Raw genomic sequence first — 19,199 nt, 5'->3', positions numbered from 1 at the left:
ATTTAGCGTCAATAAATGAACGTCATTGCGCACTTCATGTCGGTTCACTGGCGCTCCACCCACCCCGCACCGCACCAAAGCCCAACCACCACCCTCTGCTACCATCGGCGGTTCTGTTCATCGCGTCCCCCACCTGCCCGCGATGGCGCCAAACAACGTAACGAAACACAGGAGTCTGCATGTCTTCCGAGCTGCTCAAGTCCCTTGGCCTGGACGCGATCAACGCTGGCACGTACCTGGGCAACGGGGAGTGGTCGAGCGCGACCAGCGGTGAGCTGATCACCCCGGTCAACCCGACCACCGGCGAGCCGATCGCGCAGGTCCGCGCGACCACCGAGGCCGAGTACGAGACCGTCGTCGCCCGTGCGCAGGAAGCCTTCAAGGTCTGGCGCACCACGCCTGCCCCGCGCCGCGGTGAGGCCGTGCGCCTGTGCGGCGAAGCGCTGCGCAAGCACAAGGATGCGCTGGGTTCGCTGGTCGCCCTGGAAATGGGCAAGAGCAAGCCGGAAGGCGATGGCGAAGTGCAGGAGATGATCGACATCGCCGATTTCGCCGTGGGCCAGAGCCGCATGCTGTACGGCTACACCATGCATTCCGAGCGCCCCGGCCACCGCATGTACGAGCAGTACCACCCGCTGGGCCTGGTCGGCATCATCTCGGCCTTCAACTTCCCGGTGGCGGTCTGGAGCTGGAACTCGTTCCTGGCGGCCATCTGTGGCGACGTGTGCATCTGGAAGCCGTCCAACAAAACGCCGCTGACCGCCATCGCCTCGCTGAAGATCTGCAACGACGCCCTGCGCGAAGCCGGTTTCCCGGACATCTTCTTCCTGATCAACGATGCCGGCACCGCGCTGTCGGAGAAGATGGTCGATGACCGTCGCGTGCCGCTGATCAGCTTCACCGGCTCGACCCAGGTCGGCCGCACCGTCAACGAAAAGGTCGCGCGCCGCCTGGGCCGCTGCCTGCTGGAGCTGGGCGGCAACAACGCCATCATCCTGGACGAAACCGCCGACCTGAAGCTGGCCGTGCCGGGCATCGTGTTCGGCGCCGTCGGTACCGCCGGCCAGCGCTGCACCACGACCCGCCGCCTGATCGTGCACCGCTCGATCTACGCCGACGTGCTGGCCACCCTGGTCAAGGCCTACAAGCAGGTGGAAGGCAAGATCGGCGACCCGACCGATGCCGCCAACCTGATGGGCCCGCTGAACAGCGACGGCGCCGTGCAGCAGTTCCTCGATGCCATCGCCCAGGCCAAGGCGGCCGGCGGCACCATCGAGACCGGTGGCACCCGCATCGACCGCGCCGGCAACTTCGTGCTGCCGGCGATCGTCTCCGGCCTGAAGAACAGCGACGCCGTGGTCCAGCACGAGACCTTCGCGCCGATCCTGTACGTGATGCCGTACGACACCCTCGACGAAGCCATCGACATGCAGAACGGCGTGCCGCAGGGCCTGTCGTCCTCGATCTTCACCCAGAACCTGAAGACCGCCGAGAAGTTCCTGTCGGCCGCCGGCAGCGACTGCGGCATCGCCAACATCAACATCGGCACGTCCGGTGCGGAGATCGGCGGCGCCTTCGGTGGCGAGAAGGACACCGGCGGTGGCCGCGAATCCGGTTCGGATGCGTGGAAGGTCTACATGCGCCGCCAGACCAATACCATCAACTATTCGGATTCGCTGCCGCTGGCACAGGGCATCAAGTTCGACCTGTAACGCTTTCTGTAGTGCCGGGCCATGCTCGGCAGGATGCGCCATGAACACCGCAGGAAATGCAGCCGAGCATGGCTCGGCGCTACAGGGTGGCAAGCCGGTGATTGATTTCACCGGCCGCCGCGTGCTCATCGCCGGTGGCAGCAAGGGCATTGGCCGTGAGATGGCGCTGGCATTTGCCGGCGCCGGTGCGCGGGTCTCGGTCTGCGCCCGCGGCCAGCCCGGCCTGGATGCCCTGCGTGCCGATGCAAAGGTACAGAGCGTCGAGTTGCACACGTTTCCTGCCGATCTGGGCGAGGCCAACCAGATCCAGGCCTGGCTGCAGGCTGCCGCCGATACACTCGGCGGCATCGATGTGCTGGTCAACAACGCCACCGGCTATGGCATGGCCGATGACGAGGACGGCTGGGCCGCCAGCCTGCAGATCGACCTGATGGCGGCGGTACGGGCCTCGCGCCTGGCACTGCCGTGGCTGCGCGCATCCAGCGATGCCTGCATCCTCAACCTGTCCTCGATCGCCGCCCAGCAGCCGCGTCCCGGTGGCGCGCCCTACGCTGCCGCCAAGGCCGCGCTGTCGCACTACACCACCTCGCAGGCACTGGCGCTGGCCAAGGACCGGATCCGGGTCAATGCCATCGCCCCGGGCTCGATCGAGTTCGATGACGGCCTGTGGGATCGCCGCCGCACCGAAGATCCCGCGCTGTACCACGGCACCCTGGCGAAGATCCCGTTCGGCCGCTTCGGCCACCCGCGCGAGATTGCCGATGCCGCCCTGTTCCTGTGCTCGCCGCTGGCGCGCTGGATCACCGGCCATGTGCTCAACGTGGATGGCGGCCAGGTGTTGATGGGCTGATACCGGCACACCGGTCGCTGCCAACCTTGGTTGGCATGGCTTTCGTCGACCAAGGTCGACGCCTACTATGGCTGACATTCCGGTCGACGCCTGCCATCGCATCCGCCGGGCATGGGATTGCCCGGGCAGAGGCACTATCATGTGCACACTGCCAAGGAGGACCCCGATGAGCGTGGCACCCCGACAGACAAGCGCCCTGGCCGTGGTCAGCCTGGTCATGGGCATCGCCAGCTGGACCGTCCTGCCCTTCGTGGCCAGCATCGTGGCCATCATCACCGGCCACATGGCCCGCGCCGAGATCCGCCGCCGCCTGCATGAACTGGAAGGCGATGGCCTCGCCGTCACCGGTCTGGTGCTGGGCTGGGTGATGGTCGGCGCCGTGATCGCCGCCATCCTGGTCTTCATCCTGTTCTTCGGCGGCCTGGCCTGGCTCGCCGCGATGTCGAACTGATCATCATGACCAATTCCGACAGCTCTGAACGCTTCAGCAGCCGCGTCGCCGACTACGTCCGCTACCGGCCCGATTACCCGCCCGCCCTGTTGGAGTGGCTGCATGGCCCGATGGGCGTCAGTCACGAGGCCGTGGTCGCCGACATCGGCGCCGGCACCGGCATTTCCAGTCGCCTGTTCCTGGCCAGCGGCCATCCAGTAGTCGCGGTTGAACCCAACGCCGCCATGCGGGGCGCGGCCGAGGAATGGCTGGCACCGCAGTACCCGCAGTTCCGTGCGGTGGACGGCCGCGCCGAGGCCACCACACTGGACGATGCCAGCATCGATCTGGTCAGCGTCGCGCAGGCCTTCCACTGGTTCGACACCGTGGCGGTGCGCGCCGAGTGGCAGCGCATCCTGCGTCCGGGTGGCCTGGCACTGATCTACTGGAACTCGCGCCTGCTCGATGCCAGCCCGTTCCTGATCGGCTACGAGCAGCTGCTGCTGGACTACGGCACCGACTACACCGCCGTTGCCGAGCGCTACCAGGACGACGCCACCATGCAGGCGTGGTTCGGCCCCGGCCTGCGCGGCATGGTGGAGCTGCCGAACGTGCAATATCTGGATTTCGACGCCCTGCGCGGGCGCCTGCTGTCCTCCTCCTACGCACCCCAAGCCGGTCATCCGCGCCATGCGCCGATGATCGCCGCCCTGCAGGACCTGTTCGCCGCCCACGCGGTCGACGGCCAGGTTGCTTTTGAATATCGAACCCGAGCCTTCCTCGGCACGCTGGACTGAACCGACGCATGTATTCGCTTGCCCGCCCCTTCCTGTTCTCGCTCGACGCCGAGCGCGCCCACGGCCTCGGCCTGTCCGCACTGGACCTGGCCTATCGCACCGGCACCACGCCGCTGCTGGCTGCACGCATCGCGCCGATGCCGAGCACCGTGTTCGGGCTGACCTTCCCCAATCCGGTCGGCCTGGCCGCCGGCCTGGACAAGAATGGCGAGCACATCGATGCATTGTTCGCGCTGGGTTTCGGCTTCGTCGAGATCGGCACCATCACGCCGCGTCCGCAGGCCGGCAACCCGCAGCCGCGCCTGTTCCGGCTGCCGGCGCACAATGCGATCATCAACCGCATGGGCTTCAACAATGCGGGCGTGGACGCGCTGGTGCGCAACGTCGAACGCGCGCGCAACCGTCGCGGCCTGCTCGGCATCAACATCGGCAAAAACAAGGACACCCCCAACGAACAGGCGGTGGACGATTACATCGCCTGCCTGGACAAGGTCTATCCGCTGGCCGACTACATCACGGTCAACATCTCCTCGCCCAACACCGCCGGCCTGCGTGAGCTGCAGGAAGAAACCGCGCTGCGCCAACTGGTCAGCCAGCTGCGTGACCGCCAGGAAGCCCTGGCTGCGCAGCATGGTCGCCGCGTGCCGATGCTGGTGAAGGTGGCGCCGGACCTGAGCGAGCGCGACATCGATGCCGCCGCCCGCGTGCTCGGCGAGCTGCAGGTGGACGGCGTGATCGCCACCAACACCACCATCGACCACAGCAAGGTGGCCGGCGACCCGCTGGCCAACGAGGCCGGCGGCCTGTCCGGTGCGCCGGTGCTGGAGCAGTCCACGCTGGTGCTGCGCCGCCTGCGTTCGCGCCTGCCCGAATCGGTACCGCTGATCGGTGTCGGCGGCATCCTGTCCGGTGCCGATGCGGTGGCCAAGATGGCCGCCGGCGCGGCGCTGGTGCAGTGCTACAGCGGCCTGATCTTCCGTGGCCCGGCGCTGGTCTCCGAATGCGTGGAGGCGATCCGTCGCCGTCGCGAAGCACCGAGCCGCGGCGCGGTGGCCCCACTGTGAGCGCGCCCATGGATACCGTCGACGGCAACGCACCGCTGCGCTGGACGCTCACCCGCAATGCGCCGCTGCAGGCGCTGAACACCTTCCATGTGCAGGCCAGCGCAGCGCAGCTGCTGGAGCTGCACGATCCCGTGCTGCTGCCGGACGTGCTCGCGCTGCCCGAGGTGGCCAACGGCCCGCTGCTGGTGCTGGGCAGCGGCAGCAACGTACTGATCGCCGAGGACCTGCCTGGCACGGTACTGGTGTTCGGCAACCGTGACATCAGTTTCCTTGAACACCGCGCCGACCATGCGGTGATCCGCGCCGGTGCCGGCGTGCCCTGGCACGGGCTGGTGATGTGGTCCCTGCAGGAGGGCCTGTCCGGCCTGGAGAACCTGGCGCTGATTCCCGGCACCGCCGGTGCCGCGCCGATCCAGAACATCGGTGCCTACGGCGCGCAGGTCGGCGAATTCATCCAGGCCGTGGAGGCCTGGGACTGCCAGGAGCGGGCCTGGGTGCGGCTGGACAACGAACAGTGTGGCTTCGCCTACCGCGACAGCGTATTCAAGCAGCAACCTGATCGCTACCTGATCACCGCCATCGAGCTCAAGCTGCCGCTGCTGCACGACCTGCGCATGGACTACGCCGGCATCCGCGAGGAACTGCAGGCGCAGGGCGTGGAATTGCCGAGCGCGGTGGACGTGGCCAATGCGGTGATCGCGATCCGCCGCCGCAAGCTGCCCGACCCGGATGTACTCGGCAACGCCGGCAGCTTCTTCAAGAACCCGGTGCTGCCGCTGGAACAGGTCGACGTGCTGCTGCAGCACTTCCCCGAACTGCCGGTGTTCCCGTCCGACCAGGACGGCAAGCGCAAGGTCTCGGCGGCATGGATGATCGAGTCCTGCGGCTGGAAGGGCTTCCGCGAAGGTGATGCCGGCGTGGCGCCGAGCCACGCACTGGTGCTGGTCAACCACGGCAACGCCACCGGTGCTGAACTGCTGGCGCTGGCGCGACGTATTTCCGCTTCGGTGCTGGAGAAGTTCGGCGTACCGATCGAACCGGAGCCCCGCCTGCTCGGCGCACAGTGGTGAACAGCCCCGCCCTCTCCCCCAGCGCCACCCCGATGCGGGCGGCGCTGCTGATGCTCGGCAGCACCATGGCATTTGGCCTGATGGCGGTGGCGATCCGCTATGCCACGCGCTACGTGCCGACCCAGGAAGTGGCGTTCTTCCGCAATGCCTTCGGCCTGCTCGCGTTGCTGCCGATGCTGCTGCGCCCCGGCCACGCGCCGCTGAAGACCCAGCAGCTGCCACGCTATTTCGTGCGCAGTGCGATCGGCCTGGGCTCGATGCTGTGCGCGTTCTGGGCACTGGGCCACCTGCCGTTGGCGCAGGCGGTTTCGCTGTCGTACTCCACGCCGTTGTTCGTCACCATCGCTGCCGTGCTGTGGCTGGGCGAGACCGTGCGCGTACGGCGCTGGGCTGCAGTGGTGGTCGGCTTCATCGGCGTGCTGGTGATCGTGCGCCCCGGTACCGCCGGCTTCACCGCGGGCAGCCTGGTAGCGGTGGCTGCCGCCGTGCTCAGCTCGCTGGTGGCGATCCAGATCAAGCAGCTGACCCGTATCGACAGCGCCGATACCGTGGTGCTCTATACCTACGTGTTCTGGGTGCCGCTGTCGCTGCTGCCTGCCCTGTTCGTCTGGGTCTGGCCCACCGGCGTGGCGTGGCTGTGGCTGTTGGCCACCGGCGTGCTCGGCACGGTCGGCCAGCTGCTGTGGACGCGGGCGCTGCGCCTGGGCGAAGTCTCGGCGCTGACCCCGATCAGCTTCCTGCAGCTGCCGCTGGTGACGCTGTGCGGCTGGCTGCTGTTCAACGAAACGGTGGACCGCTGGACGATCATCGGCGCCGGCATCATCCTTGCCGCGAACGCCTACATCGCCCACCGCGAAGCCGTACTGTCGCGGCGGGCCGCAAGTGCAGCGGCCTCGGCAGCGGCCAAGCCCGCCGAATGAAAACCGCCTCGATGGACAAGCCCTTGGTAGAGTCGACTGTTAGTCGACTATCGCGCGCAGCGCGGGCTTTGCCTATTCCAATCGAAGAGCAGTCGACTAACAGTCGACTCTACCCGGGGCGATCCTGGCAACGGCCCAGTACCTATTCCAGCGCGCGATACACCCGCTCCGCCGCATCGAACACATTGCCCGGTGCGAACTGCTCGCCCAGATAGTGCAGCGACTGCCTGCGCAGTTGCGGCGAACGCTCCTCACCATCACTGCCCAGCAGCACCTGCTGGAACTCGATCAAGTCCTGGAGAATGCGCCAGTGCCGGTACCAGGCGATCCAGCGCGGGTCGCCGCGGTCGCTGCCGTAGCCGTCCTCGAAGCCCAGCGGATTCTCGCGCCCCCAGCGCCCGCCGACAGCCGCACCGATGAACATCAAGTCGCGCTCGCGCGGTGCCAGCGACAGGCCATCCCAGTCAATCAGGTGCAGGCCCCCGTCATTGCCCATCAGCAGGTTGCCGGCATGCAGATCGGTGTGGCACAGATGCAGCTCTACCGGCGCGTCCTGCAATGCCGCGAGCAGCTCCCGTGCCTGCGCATGCAGCGCCGCGATGCGCGCATGCTGCCGGTCCCATACCGAAACGAAAGCGCGGCCCAGCCCATCCTTCGCGGCCGCCAGGCCCTCGCCAGCCAGCCATTGCCCGACGGTTTCCAGCGCCGCGGTTTCCAGCCGTACGATCGGCAGCGCCTGCAGCAGTTCCGCTGGCAGCTGCGCGCCGTGCAGGCGCCGCAGCACCTCCCCCAGCCGTTTCCACTGCGTGCGGCTCAACGCCGCCTCGAACCCGGACTGGCCTTCCACATAAGGGAACAGGGTGAACTGCAATCCCCAACGCTGCACCGACGCACCACCGGTCAGTGCCGGCCACGGCGCGACGATCTCATCGATGCCCAGCGTGCCGCGCATCCAATGCAGGCTGTCCCACACTGCGGGGTCGACCTGGTAGGTACGGCATTTCAACCACCACTGCCCGTGCCGCGCATCGACGCGATACACGCTGGCATTGGCGTCGGCCCCCACCGGGCGTGGCACCACGGCGGTAGGGGTGATGCCATAGGATTGTTGCAGGACTTCGCCGAGATGCTGCGCCGAAGCGAATGACATGGATGCAAGCGGAAAGTGTTACCTGCCGCCACTATCGCAGATGCACTCGCCACGACACAGACATGTCCGTCACAACATCGCCTCGGCACGAGCAGAGAACTAGCCTGCGATGCGCCGCATCACCGCCTCCAGCGGGCCGCGTGCGAACTGCCACGACCATAGCCAGGCCGCGCCCGTAGCCAGCATCAGGAACAGCAGTGCCCAGAGCAGCACCGACGCGAGCGATGCACGGCCATCGAGCAGGCCCAGGCTTTCCAGCGTACCCATGCCCAGCAGGATGTGGCCGACGTACAGGGTCAGGGTCATGCGCCCGGCCGCGGTGAACGGTTCCAGCCAGTCACCCGGTCGCGCACGCGTCAGCCACAGGCAGGCGGCAATGACACTGCACGCTGCGCCCGCACCGGTGAGTACGTAGGCGGGCCCCGGCGGCATCGGCTGCGTTCCCAGCCACGCCTGCCAGGGCGTTCCCTGTGCAAGCTGCTGCACGCCATGTCCAGCCGCGATCAGCAGCAGGCCCAGCACCAGCAGCGCACGCTGGACCCGCGGTTGCGACAGTTGCAGGCGTGCCAGCAACATCCCCAGCAGGAAGAAGCACAGCCACGGCAGCAGAGGATGGAAGCCATTGAACAGCAGGTTGCGGGCCGCGCCCGGCCATTGCCACAGACCGGTGTATTCCAGCGCCTGCCAGTTCCATCCCTGGCTGTAGTCCCAGTGCAGCAACGCCCAGAACGAACAGGCCGCCAGGCCCACGATGCTGGCCAGCAACACCTGCGGCGAGGCACGCAGCCACAGCACGGCCAACGCGAAATACACCGCGTAGTAGTGCAGGATATCGGCTGGGAACAGGGTCAGGTTGAGCAGGCCCAGCACCATCAGGAACAGTGCGCGCCGCCAGGTCTGCACACTGGCCGGCCACCACCCCTGCCGCTGCGTGGCCAGCACCAGGCCAAGGCCGGCCAGCGTGACGAAGGTCGCAGAGGCCTTGCCTTCCAGCAGATGGAAGAACCCTGCCAGCCAACCCTCACCCTCTGCGGGCACGGCCATCGCCAGGCGGAAGTTGACCAGCACCATGCCGGCCAGCGCCAGATAGCGCGCCAGGTCCAGCCCGTGCAACCGCCGATCAACAGCGCTCATGCGCGTGCCGCGAGCAGCAGCGCGAGCAGGCCAAGATCCAGCGAAGCCTCCTCGGTGCCACCGGCTTCGCCCAGCCCCCGACGCAGCGCGTCGCTTTCGATGGCATCCAGCAGCACCTGCGCCTGCAGTGGCGCTGCAAGCACGGGGCGCCGACGTTCGCGCTGTGCCACCTGCTGCAGGGCTTCGGCCAGCGTCGCCTGCAATTGCCTGCGATTGGCCGCAAATGCCTCGGCCACGGCCGGATTGCGTGCGCTCTCGGCCAGCACTTCGACGGCAAGCGTCGCCCATTCCGGCTGGCGGCACAGTGCGTGGAAGTCCTGAAGGAAAACCAGTACCTGTGCACGCTCGCCATCGGACGCGGCCAGTCGCTGCAGCAACGGTGCCAGTTCTTCGCTCTCGGCCACCGCCACTGCAAGGATGATCGCTTCCTTGCCCGGGAAGTGGTTGTAGAGATTGCCCAGGCTGACACCGGCCGCCTGCGCGATGTCACGCATGCTGGTCTGGTGGAATCCCCTTGCGACGAAGCACTGCAGTGCCGCCTGCAGGATCAGGATCATGCGCTGCTCATTGCGGTCGATTCTGCTCATGCCATAAATAGTGAACGAACGTTCGTCCATTTTGAAGAGGGTAACCCGGCCACCACCGGACTTCGTTCAGGCAGCCTTGACCTCAACCGCTGTTGAGGCCCGATGCTGCCCGCCCCGCCCAACGCTCAACCCGGAGTTGCTGCATGCCACGGATGATCTCCACCCTGCTCGACAGCCGCGTGCTGTGGTTCCTCGCCCGACTGCTGCTGGCCGTGGTGTTCCTGTCCTCGGGTCTGGCCAAGCTGCTGGCGTGGGACAACAGCGTGGCCGAAATGCAGGCGGCCGGGCTGCAACCGCCCGCGCTGTTCAACATCGCCAGCGCCGTGGTGCTGCTGGGTGGCTCACTGTGCCTGCTGCTCGATCGCCTGCTATGGCTGGGCAGCGGCGCGCTGGCGGTGTTCATGCTGCTGACCATCGTCATCGTGCATACCTTCTGGACCAAGCACGGCGCGGAACAGCAGCTGGCGATGTTCTTCGCGCTGGAACACCTGAGCGTGGTCGGTGGCCTGATCTGCGCGGCCATCGCCAGCCATGCGCGGGCTCAGAAGAACTCGTCGAGCAACCGGTAGAACGCCAGCCGACGCTCGTCGACCAACGCGCCGTAGCGCTGGAACAACGGCGCCACCCAACGCGTGTCGCCGAAGTTGTGAACCAGGCTGCGCGCGGCCAGCGCCAGGTCCTGGTAGCGGTCGGCCACGCCCAGCCGCCCACAGTCGATGAAACCACTGAAACGCCCCTCGACCGCCATCAGGTTCGGCAGGCACGCATCGCCATGGCTGACCACCAGATCTTCATGGTCGGGCCGGGTGCTGCACAGTTCGGCGAACACCTGCTGTGCGCTCTGCCCCAGGCGCTCGTCATCGAAGTCATCGGCGTCGACCAGACCCGCCTCGACGCGGGCGGCGGCGGCCTGCAAGCGCGAGGCCAATCGCTGGTCGAACGGACAGGCTGCCACCGGCAACACATGCAGCCTGCGCAGCGCGTCAGCCAGCAGTTCCACCAACTGCTGCGGCGCAAGTTCCGGCGACGAGGCCAGGTCGCGGCCGGGCAGCGCGCTCATCAGCAACCAGCGCCGGCCCGCTTCTTCGGCGGTGGCAATCACCGTTGGCGCCGGCAGTCCCTGTGCCTGCAGCCAGCGCAGGCGCGTGATCTCATCGCCCAGCTCACTGAAGGCGTCGATCACTTCCGACTTCAGGAAGGCGTCGGTCTGCCCGGGACGATGCACCCGCGCGACATCCGCGCGCGACACGCCGATCGACTGCCGCTCGATGTGCGCATCGGCCAACGCTTCCTGCCACGCCCACGGCAGCGGCAGGCCATCAGTGAAGGGATCGGGTGCTCCCATGCCGGGATGTTCCTGTTGCTGCGGACCCTACGGATTCTCGCCGATCCCGAAGCACACCGCCCAGCAGAGCGCGCAATGGGAGGCCTGACCAAACTGACCCGGCTGTCAGTGGTCAGTACATCCCAGCACCTGCAGCAGCTGCGACGGCTACTACCACAGTACCGTTGCCAGCTCGACAACATCGCCTCGATCATTACCGCTGAACGCAGCAACCTGCGCGCGTTCGCCGTCTGGGACACCATTCTGGCTGCCGACTGAGGCCGCCGCAGTACAACAAGGAAGCAACATGAAATTGATGGTCATCGGCGCCAGCAGGGGCCTGGGTCGGGCGTTCGTGGAAGGCCTGAGCAGTGCGGGCGACACCGTCATCGGCGTTTCGCGCAAGCGTCCACGCGATCTTGAATGCCCCGAGGGTGTCACTCTGCAGTGGATCGAGGCCGATCTGTCCCAACCCACCCTGGCTGCCAATCACATCGCAGCGCAGGCACCGGCCGATCTGGATGTGCTGATCCACAACCTGGGCATCTGGGAAGAGACCGCCTTCAGCGACGAGTACGCCTTCCTCGACGAGAGCGATGCCGCGCTTACTCAACTGGTCGACGTCAACATCACCGCCACCCTGGTGCTGCTGCAGCGCCTGCTGCCGCGGGTGCTCGGCGCGCCACGCCCGCAGCTGGTGCTGACCGGCTCGACCTCGGCGCTGCCGCGCAGTGGCCGCCCGGAAGTGGCGTTCGGTGCATCCAAGTTCGCACTCAACGGCATCGCCGATGCACTGCGCGAGGGTTTCCGCGATCGCCGCCTGGCGGTGACCAGCCTGCAGCTGGGCTACCTCAACACCGACGATGCACTGTCGGTGCCGGTTGCAGAGGCTGCAGCGCGCGGCGACGGCGAATTAGTGCCCGTGCATGACGTCGTTGCGATGGTGCGCGCGTTGCTGCAGTTGTCACCGTCCGGCTTCGTGCGCGAACTGGTGCTGCCGGCCATCGCCGACCCGCGCTACTGACTGCAGAGGCCTCGGCCCGGGGCCCTTGGTGGCCGCTCGGGCGCCTGTGGTTTACCCTGCTCCTCACTGGCCGTCGGTCACAGGCGGGAACCTGCTATGGATGCGCTTTCACGGGTCTCGGCCCAGGTCCTGGACAGCGCCCTGCCCAGCCTGCCGCTGTATCTGCTGCAGGCCACGGCGGTGATCGGCATGATCGGCGTGCTGCTGATCGCCACCCGTCGCGCTGGCCATGCCATTGAGGGCCGCCGCCTGTACGTGGGCGTGGCGCTGGGCCTGATCTACCTGTTCAACGCCTGGTTCGTAGCCCGCTACACCCAGGGTGTGGTCAAGCTGCACCTCGGCTTCGACATCCTGCTGGTCAGCGGACTGCTCGGCGGCTGGCGCGGCGGCCTGGCCTGCCTCGGTGCCAGCCTGCTGGCCCGATACCAGTTCGCCGGCACCCAGTATTTTCTACCAGCCGGCCTCGAGGCCACGCTGCAGATGCTGGCAGGCGTCTGGCTGCGCAGGCGCCTGCACCCGCGCATGCTCAATGAACTCTCGCTGCGCATGATCCTGCAGGCCTGGGGCGTGCGTATCGTCGTCACTGCGTTGGGCCTGGCACTGGGCGTCGCAATCATCGGCGCCAATCAGCTACCCGTGGAGGAGTTGGCAATCCAGCGCCTGCTGGCACTGCCACTATCGCTGCTGATGCTGGGCGCGGTGTTCGCACTGGTCTACAACGATGCGCAGATCGATGCACAGCGTCAGCGCGAACACGCCTGGCTGCGCATCGATCCGATCAGTGGCCTGCCCAACATGCGTGCGCTCGGCGAACGCCTGCAGCATTACTGGCGCGACAACGACGGTATCGGCAAGGCCTGCCTGATCGTGGCCGAGATGGGCAACCTGCGCGACCTGCGCCTGCGCTACGGTCCGCTGCAGGACAACGGCCTGTGGCAGCGCGACAGCACCGAAGAGGTGCATCGGCTGCTGCCCTCGCTGCCGGCCGGGCAACTGGAGATATACCAGTTCGGCGATGCCGCGCTGGCGATCCTGGTGCGCGACCTGACCTTGTCCGAACTGCGCACGCAACCGCAGATCACCGAGCTGGCCAGCAACCTGGCCGATCAGGTCGGCCGCGATTGGCCCGGCTTCCGGCCGCTGTTCCGCTGCGCGGTGGTCGAACTGAAGCCACCGGCCGCGGCAGACGATGGCCACCTGCCCTTCCGGGCAATCACCGTGGCGCTGAGTGCGATCGAATCCGGCGTCGTGTTCTTCGACGACCCGATCCAGCGCGACAGCGAGATCGACGCCCTGATTGAAGTCGCCCTTGATCGCTGGCTGCAGCAGGGCGACGCCCCGCTGTGCTACCAGCCCAAGCATCGCCTGCAGGATCGCCAACTGGTCGGCGCCGAAGCACTGCTGCGCATGCGCGACGGCGAGGGTCGGCTGATCGCGCCGATGCGGGTGATCTCGCTGCTGCGCCGGCAGGGGCGGCTGGCTGAACTGGAATGGGCCACGCTGCAGTCGGCCATCCACTTCCTGCAGCAGTGCCGACGCGATGGCACGCAGCTGAAAATCGCCGTGAATGTTTCGGCCGAGTCACTGCGCCTGCCCGGCTTCGGCCTGCGCCTGCAGGAACTGCTGCAGCTGCACGATGTGCCCGGCGTGATGCTGCGCCTGGAGATCGTCGAATGGACCGAGATCGTCGAGCGCGACGTGGTCGATGCCAACATCGCACAGCTGCTGGCGGCGGAGGTCACGTTGTCACTGGATGATTTCGGCGCTGGCTATTCAACCCTGATCCTGCTCTCGCAGCTGGCCATCGCCGAGGTCAAGATCGAGCAGGCCCTGATCGCCACCCTGTCCGACGCCAAGTCGCAGTCGATCGTGCGCTTCATCGTCGAAGTCGCGCACCGCTGCGGTGCAATCGTGGTGGCCGAAGGTACCGAGACCCTGGCGCAGGAACAGCAACTGCGCGCACTGGGTGTGGATGTCGGCCAGGGCTATCTGTACTCGGCGGCGCTGCCGGCCGACGAGTTCCGCCGCTTCGCTACCGGCTAGGCCGCGTAGAAACCCAGGAACATCGCCACCGCTGATTCGGCAACGCGTGCACGCTCCTGTGCGCTCAACGGTGCCTGCCCCATCGTCACCTGTGGCCAGAACGCGAAGCTCTTCACCAGCCCGTGCAGCTGGTGGCCGGCGAACTCCGGATCGACCTCGCGCAGTCGGCCATCGGCGATGGCCGCGCGGATCCAGGCACTCTCGCCGCTTTCCTTTTCGCCCATGCGGCAGACGATGGCCTGCGCGCGCTCCGGTGAGTGGATGATCTCGGCCATCGCCACCCGCGCCAGGTCAATGAAGTTGGCATCGCTGAGCAGTTCCAGCTTCTGGCCGAGCAACTGCAGCAGCTGCGCCTGCAGCGGCTGGTCGGCGCGGTACGGCAACGCGTCGCTGGCCACGCTGCGTTCCCACAGCTCCTCCAGGATCATCGAGAACAACGCTTCCTTGCTTGGGAAGTGGTTGTAGACGGTGCGCTTGGAGACTCCGGCCGCCTCGGCGATGCGGTCCATGCTGGTGGCCTCGTAGCCCGAGGCACGGGACTCCTCCACCGCCGCGCGCACGATGGCATCGCGTTTACGGTCGGTCAGGCGTTGCGGGGCACGGGGCATGGCAGAAACCGGATAGCTGAACGGATGCGCACATTTTACACCGGACAGTGTACTTTTGAAAAACACGAAACTACACTGTGCAGTGTACCCAGCGGACGTCACCCATGAAGCGCCTGCTCCTTGTCCTTTTGCTTGGAATCCTCGCCGTGACCGCCTACACCTTCTGCAAATCCTGGTCCCTCCCCGACTTCCCCGATTCGCCGCAGTACCGCGACGGCAAGTTCCACAATGCCCTGCCCCGTCCGGCGATGGGCCTGCGCGACGGTGCGGAGATCTGGTGGACGTTCCTCTTCAACAAACCCAAGGGCACCGTGCCTGCGCACCCGATTCCGGTGCTGCCGCTGGACCGCGCCACCCTCGACGCCGCGCCGGACCGCAGCCTGTTCCGGCTTGGGCACTCCACGATCCTGCTGAAGCTGCGCGGCCAATACTGGCTGACCGACCCGGTCTTCTCCGAGCGCGCCTCGCCGGTGCAGTGGATGGGCCCGGCCCGCTTCCACGCACCGCCGATCAGCATCGAAGAGCTGCCGCCGATCGCTGGCGTGATCCTCTCGCACAACCACTACGACCACCTGGACCATGCCGCCGTGATGCAGCTGGCAGGCAAGACCGCGCGCTTCATCGCCCCGCTCGGCGTCGGCGACCAGCTGATTGCCTGGGGTGTGGACGCCAGCAAGGTCGAACAGCTGGACTGGTGGCAATCGACCGAGGCCAGCGGCCTGCGCCTGACCGCCACCCCGGGCCAGCACTTCTCCGGCCGCGGCCTGGGCGACAGCGACCGCAGCCTGTGGGCGTCGTGGGTGATCCAGGACGACGACTTCCGCATCTTCTTCAGCGGCGACACCGGCTACTTCGACGGCTTCAAGGCCATCGGCGAGAAGTACGGCCCGTTCGACCTGACCATGATCGAGACCGGCGCCTATGATCCGCGCTGGGCGTTCGTGCACATGCAGCCGGAACAGACGCTGCAGGCGCACCTGGACCTGCGCGGCAAGTGGCTGCTGCCGATCCACAACGGCACCTTCGACCTGGCCCTGCACGAGTGGCAGCAGCCGTTCGAGCGCATCACCGCATTGGCGGCCGCGAAGAACGTGCCGGTGGCCACGCCGATGATGGGCGAAGCGCTGGACATGCAGGCGCCGCAGGCGGGCACGCGCTGGTGGGAGACGGTGGAGTTGTAGCGTGCGGTGCGCTTGACCTGCCGGAAACCATGTAGAGCCGAGCCATGCTCGGCTGCGTCAACCACAGAAGCGGCCTGCGACGCTGCAGTGCGTCATGTAACCGATTACATCCCTTGCTAGCGTAGCGCTCGCCCGATACCGGCCGAACCTGCGAGGCTGTACGTAATGACATTGCGCGCCGAACGCTCCAAGGTTGCCCGCTCAGCCATTCCGTGGCTTACTGCCGCCACCCTGATACTGGCCGCCCTCGCCGCCGCCGCACAGGCACAGCCCCTTCCCCCGCGCAGCCAATGGCAGGCCAGCAGTTCCTCGCAGCAGGTGCCGGCGATGGCGATCAGCCACCTGATCGACGGCGACCCGAAGACCGTCACCGGCGGCGCCTTCAGCCCCGGCCACTGGTTCCAGATCGATCTGGGCACGCCAACCCTGCTGGCTGGCGCACGACTCACCTGGGATGTCTCCAACCCGGAAGGCTATTCACTGCAGACCTCAATGGATGGTACGCAGTGGCAGACCGCGTACACGATGGCCGATTCACTGGGCGATGTGGAAACGCTGTACTTCGCGCCGCGGCAGGCGCGCTATCTACGACTGGCCAGTCCGCAGCGCACCTCCGACTGGGGTGTGTCGATCTTCGAGATGGAGCCGCTGGACAGCACGCTCAGCGCACGCATCGCCGATGTCGATGCAACACAGGCAGCCGCGCTCTGGCAAGGCGGCGGCACCATTGCGGTTCCGACCGGAAAAGGTGGATCCCATGCGCTCGAGATCACGCTGCCGCAGGCTCAATCCACGGCTGGCCTGGTGGTCGACTGGGCCGATGGCGCGCGCGGCGCTGCACGACTGCAGGCGCAGGATGCACAGGGCCGCTGGCAGGACGTCGCACACGATGCACAGGCGGCCAATCATCGGCAAAGCTGGCTGGCTGCTGACACGGCACAACCCCTGCGTGCGTTCCGGCTGAGCGTGGACGGCCCCGCACCGCAGGTCGCGCGACTGCGCCTGCTCGGGCCAAAGGCGGTAATGACGCCGATGAAGCGATACCAGATCACCGCCAGCGGCGCTCAGCGCGCATTGTTCCCGGCATCGCTGCAGATGCAGCAGACCTACTGGACCGCCGTCGGTGTGCACGCAGGACGACAGAAATCGATCTTCGACGAATACGGCAATCTGGAAGCCTTCAAGGGCGCGCCGCTGGTGCAGCCGATCTGGCGTGGCGCTGACGGGCGTGCCGCTGGCGCGGCAGGACAGCCGATACAGCACGCGTTGCGGGATGGCTGGAAGCCGATGCCCTCCGCCACCTGGTCACCGCAGCCCGGCCTGGAGCTGCGCAGCGAGGTTTTCGCCATCGAGCGCGACGGCCAGCCGGTAACGTTCTTGCGGCATCGCCTGCACAACACGGGCAGCGCCAGGATCGAAGGCACGCTCAGCCTGGTCGTGCGCCCGATGCAGATGAATCCGCCGTGGCAGAACGGCGGGCTGTCACCGATCCGCGATGTGACCATCGATGGGCAGGCGGTGCGCATCAATGGACGCACGCTGCTGCAGTCGCTCACGCCGGTGGCTGCGTCCGGCGCGGCGCCGTTCGGCAAGGATGGCGCAACGGAAATCACCGCGACCCTCGCTGCCGGCCAGCTGCCCTCCACGCAACAGGCGCGCGACGACGAGGGTCTTGCCTCGGCTGCGTTGAACTACCGCGTATCACTGGCACCGGGGGCCAGCGATGCCATCGTGGTCGCGTTCCCGCTGGGTACTACCGCCGCCGATACCAAGGGCGCACTGACCGAAGCGCCTGCTCTCGATCTAGCCACGCTGCCCCGCGATGCCAATGCGGCGTTCGATTCCCTGGCCACGCAGGCCTCCGCGGACTGGCAGGCACGGCTGGGCCAGGTCGGCCTGCGCCTGCCCGATCCCTCACTGGTCGACATGCTGCGTGCGCAGGCCGCCTACATGCTGATCAACCAGACCGGCCCGGCCATGCAGCCCGGCCCGCGCAACTACAACCGCTCCTTCATCCGCGACGGCATGGCCACCTCGGCGGTGCTGCTGCGCATGGGTGAAGCCAAGGTCGCGCGCGACTATCTGGGCTGGTACAGCGAACACGGCGTGCATGCCAACGGCCTGGTCTCGCCGATCCTCAACGACGATGGCAGCGTCAACACCGGTTTCGGTTCGGATATCGAGTACGACAGCCAGGGCCAGTACGTGGCGCTGGTGGCCGATGTCGCGCGCCTCGATGGCGGACCCGAATCGGTACGTGCCTATCTGCCGAAAGTGAAGGCAGCGCTGCGCTTCCTGCAGGAACTGCGCGAACGCACGCTGGCGCCCGGCTACAAGGCCGACCAGCCAGCGCCGGAGCGCTTCGCGGGCATTCTTGCGCCGTCGATCAGCCATGAGGGTTATCCGTCTCCCACCCACAGCTACTGGGACGACTATTGGGGCCTGAAGGGCTGGCACGACGGCGCGTGGCTGGCCGAATCGCTGGGCGACCACGAGACCGCAGTGTGGGCACGCGAACAGTACAAACTGCTTTACGACGCGCTGCACGCCTCGATCCGGGCGACGATGGCGTGGAAGGGCATCGACTTCATTCCCTCCTCGGCCGACCTGGGCGATGGCGATCCCACCGGCGTATCGATCGCGCTGGACCCCACCGGGGCGCAGAGCGTACTGCCCGCAGAAGCCTTGCGTACCACCTTCGCCCGCTATCTCGATGACGTGCGCAAGCGCAGCCAGCCCGGTGCGCTGTACGCGTACACACCGTACGAGATCCGCAATGTGCTGAGCTATGTGCACCTGGGCCAGCCGCAGGTGGCCGATGAGCTGCTGCAGGGACTGCTGCATGATCGGCGCCCGCTTGAGTGGCAGGTGCTGGCTGAGGTCGTGCACTCACGCCTACGTTTTCCGCGTTACCTGGGCGACATGCCGCATACCTGGATTGGTGCCGAGTACGGCCGCACGCTGTTCGGCATGCTGATGCGCGAAGACGATGATGCCCTCTCACTGCTGCCGGGCACGCCACCGTCTTGGGTGTCTGGCGATGGGTTGGCGGTCGAACGCCTGCCGACAGCGTATGGCACGTTGCAGATGCAGGCGCGGCAGCGCGACGGGGTGCTGACGGTGGCGCTTGGTGAGGGGCTGCGCAGCGGGACGGCGGTGAAGGTCTGGTGGCCGGAGCGCACCATGCCGAAGACGGTGCGTGTGGATGGACGTAGCGTTTCCGACTTCGATGCCGAGGGTGTGCGGCTGGTGAAACCGTTCCGGACACTGGAGGCGCGTTGGTAGAGCAGCCGAGCATCGCTCGG

The 19,199-nt window shown here is 67.0% G+C and carries 18 protein-coding genes; 13 read left to right on the top strand and 5 right to left on the bottom strand.

Going from position 1 to position 19,199, the window contains the following annotated elements:
* Window positions 1–179: 179 nt before the first annotated feature.
* The 7 genes from amaB (at window position 180) to GOC52_RS09075 (ending at window position 6,843) form a co-directional block, all read left to right on the top strand.
* Entirely contained in the window at window positions 180–1,712 is a 1,533-nt protein-coding gene (gene amaB / locus GOC52_RS09105) for an L-piperidine-6-carboxylate dehydrogenase (RefSeq protein ID WP_005413146.1), read from the top strand.
* Between the two features lie 40 nt (window positions 1,713–1,752).
* Window positions 1,753–2,562, top strand: coding sequence for an SDR family NAD(P)-dependent oxidoreductase (locus tag GOC52_RS09100; RefSeq protein WP_191851210.1), 810 nt, complete (start codon window positions 1,753–1,755; stop codon window positions 2,560–2,562).
* Window positions 2,563–2,728: 166 nt separating this feature from the next.
* Window positions 2,729–3,013, top strand: coding sequence for a DUF4190 domain-containing protein (locus GOC52_RS09095; protein WP_191851208.1), 285 nt, complete (start codon window positions 2,729–2,731; stop codon window positions 3,011–3,013).
* 5 nt (window positions 3,014–3,018) lie between these two features.
* Window positions 3,019–3,789 carry a class I SAM-dependent methyltransferase gene (locus GOC52_RS09090; protein ID WP_191851206.1) on the top strand — a complete coding sequence of 257 codons (771 nt, stop codon included), beginning with the start codon at window positions 3,019–3,021 and terminating at the stop codon, window positions 3,787–3,789.
* A gap of 8 nt (window positions 3,790–3,797) precedes the next feature.
* Complete coding sequence (locus GOC52_RS09085; protein ID WP_019338469.1) at window positions 3,798–4,853, top strand: quinone-dependent dihydroorotate dehydrogenase; 1,056 nt, start codon at window positions 3,798–3,800, stop codon at window positions 4,851–4,853.
* An 8-nt stretch (window positions 4,854–4,861) separates the two neighbouring features.
* A complete protein-coding gene (gene murB, locus GOC52_RS09080) occupies window positions 4,862–5,923 on the top strand; it encodes a UDP-N-acetylmuramate dehydrogenase (protein ID WP_099559457.1) in 1,062 nt (353 codons plus the stop codon).
* Window positions 5,924–5,955: 32 nt separating this feature from the next.
* The gene (locus GOC52_RS09075; RefSeq protein ID WP_019338467.1) at window positions 5,956–6,843 is read left to right on the top strand and encodes a DMT family transporter; all 888 of its coding nucleotides are present in this window, start codon (window positions 5,956–5,958) and stop codon (window positions 6,841–6,843) included.
* Between the two features lie 142 nt (window positions 6,844–6,985).
* Here GOC52_RS09075 and GOC52_RS09070 read toward each other — a convergent pair whose 3' ends face one another.
* The 3 genes from GOC52_RS09070 to GOC52_RS09060 form a co-directional block, all read right to left on the bottom strand.
* Window positions 6,986–7,993: an aminoglycoside phosphotransferase family protein gene (locus GOC52_RS09070; protein ID WP_043397135.1), complete on the bottom strand. Its 1,008-nt coding sequence runs from the start codon at window positions 7,991–7,993 to the stop codon at window positions 6,986–6,988.
* Between the two features lie 99 nt (window positions 7,994–8,092).
* A complete protein-coding gene (locus GOC52_RS09065) occupies window positions 8,093–9,127 on the bottom strand; it encodes a DUF418 domain-containing protein (RefSeq protein WP_159360063.1) in 1,035 nt (344 codons plus the stop codon).
* On the bottom strand, window positions 9,124–9,714 hold the full coding sequence (locus tag GOC52_RS09060; RefSeq protein WP_043397131.1) for a TetR/AcrR family transcriptional regulator: 591 nt from the start codon (window positions 9,712–9,714) through the stop codon (window positions 9,124–9,126). Before GOC52_RS09060 ends, GOC52_RS09065 begins: the two co-directional genes overlap by 4 nt.
* Before the next feature lie 143 nt (window positions 9,715–9,857).
* Between GOC52_RS09060 and GOC52_RS09055 the strand changes: the two genes are divergently transcribed.
* Entirely contained in the window at window positions 9,858–10,283 is a 426-nt protein-coding gene (locus tag GOC52_RS09055) for a DoxX family protein (protein ID WP_049483203.1), read from the top strand.
* Here GOC52_RS09055 and GOC52_RS09050 read toward each other — a convergent pair.
* Window positions 10,256–11,059, bottom strand: coding sequence for an APH(3')-II family aminoglycoside O-phosphotransferase (locus GOC52_RS09050; protein WP_100448432.1), 804 nt, complete (start codon window positions 11,057–11,059; stop codon window positions 10,256–10,258). The two genes, GOC52_RS09055 and GOC52_RS09050, sit on opposite strands and share 28 nt — an antisense overlap.
* A 75-nt stretch (window positions 11,060–11,134) precedes the next feature.
* Between GOC52_RS09050 and GOC52_RS20755 the strand changes: the two genes are divergently transcribed.
* The 3 genes from GOC52_RS20755 (at window position 11,135) to GOC52_RS09035 (ending at window position 14,105) form a co-directional block, all read left to right on the top strand.
* On the top strand, window positions 11,135–11,317 hold the full coding sequence (locus GOC52_RS20755; protein WP_238794434.1) for a hypothetical protein: 183 nt from the start codon (window positions 11,135–11,137) through the stop codon (window positions 11,315–11,317).
* Between the two features lie 28 nt (window positions 11,318–11,345).
* Window positions 11,346–12,062, top strand: coding sequence for an SDR family NAD(P)-dependent oxidoreductase (locus tag GOC52_RS09040; RefSeq protein WP_071305757.1), 717 nt, complete (start codon window positions 11,346–11,348; stop codon window positions 12,060–12,062).
* A gap of 96 nt (window positions 12,063–12,158) precedes the next feature.
* Window positions 12,159–14,105 carry an EAL domain-containing protein gene (locus GOC52_RS09035; RefSeq protein WP_191851204.1) on the top strand — a complete coding sequence of 649 codons (1,947 nt, stop codon included), beginning with the start codon at window positions 12,159–12,161 and terminating at the stop codon, window positions 14,103–14,105.
* Here GOC52_RS09035 and GOC52_RS09030 read toward each other — a convergent pair.
* The gene (locus tag GOC52_RS09030; protein ID WP_191851202.1) at window positions 14,102–14,713 is read right to left on the bottom strand and encodes a TetR/AcrR family transcriptional regulator; all 612 of its coding nucleotides are present in this window, start codon (window positions 14,711–14,713) and stop codon (window positions 14,102–14,104) included. The two genes, GOC52_RS09035 and GOC52_RS09030, sit on opposite strands and share 4 nt — an antisense overlap.
* Window positions 14,714–14,817: 104 nt before the next feature.
* Here GOC52_RS09030 and GOC52_RS09025 point away from each other — a divergent pair, with 104 nt between their 5' ends.
* Window positions 14,818–15,894 carry an MBL fold metallo-hydrolase gene (locus GOC52_RS09025; protein WP_019338458.1) on the top strand — a complete coding sequence of 359 codons (1,077 nt, stop codon included), beginning with the start codon at window positions 14,818–14,820 and terminating at the stop codon, window positions 15,892–15,894.
* A gap of 165 nt (window positions 15,895–16,059) precedes the next feature.
* A complete protein-coding gene (locus GOC52_RS09020) occupies window positions 16,060–19,179 on the top strand; it encodes a discoidin domain-containing protein (protein WP_191851200.1) in 3,120 nt (1,039 codons plus the stop codon).
* The last annotated feature ends 20 nt before the right edge of the window (window positions 19,180–19,199 follow it).

This window comes from Stenotrophomonas sp. SXG-1, from assembly GCF_014083965.1.
Taxonomy (GTDB): Bacteria; Pseudomonadota; Gammaproteobacteria; order Xanthomonadales; family Xanthomonadaceae; genus Stenotrophomonas; species Stenotrophomonas geniculata.
This window is presented reverse-complemented; position numbering and strand designations above follow the sequence as displayed.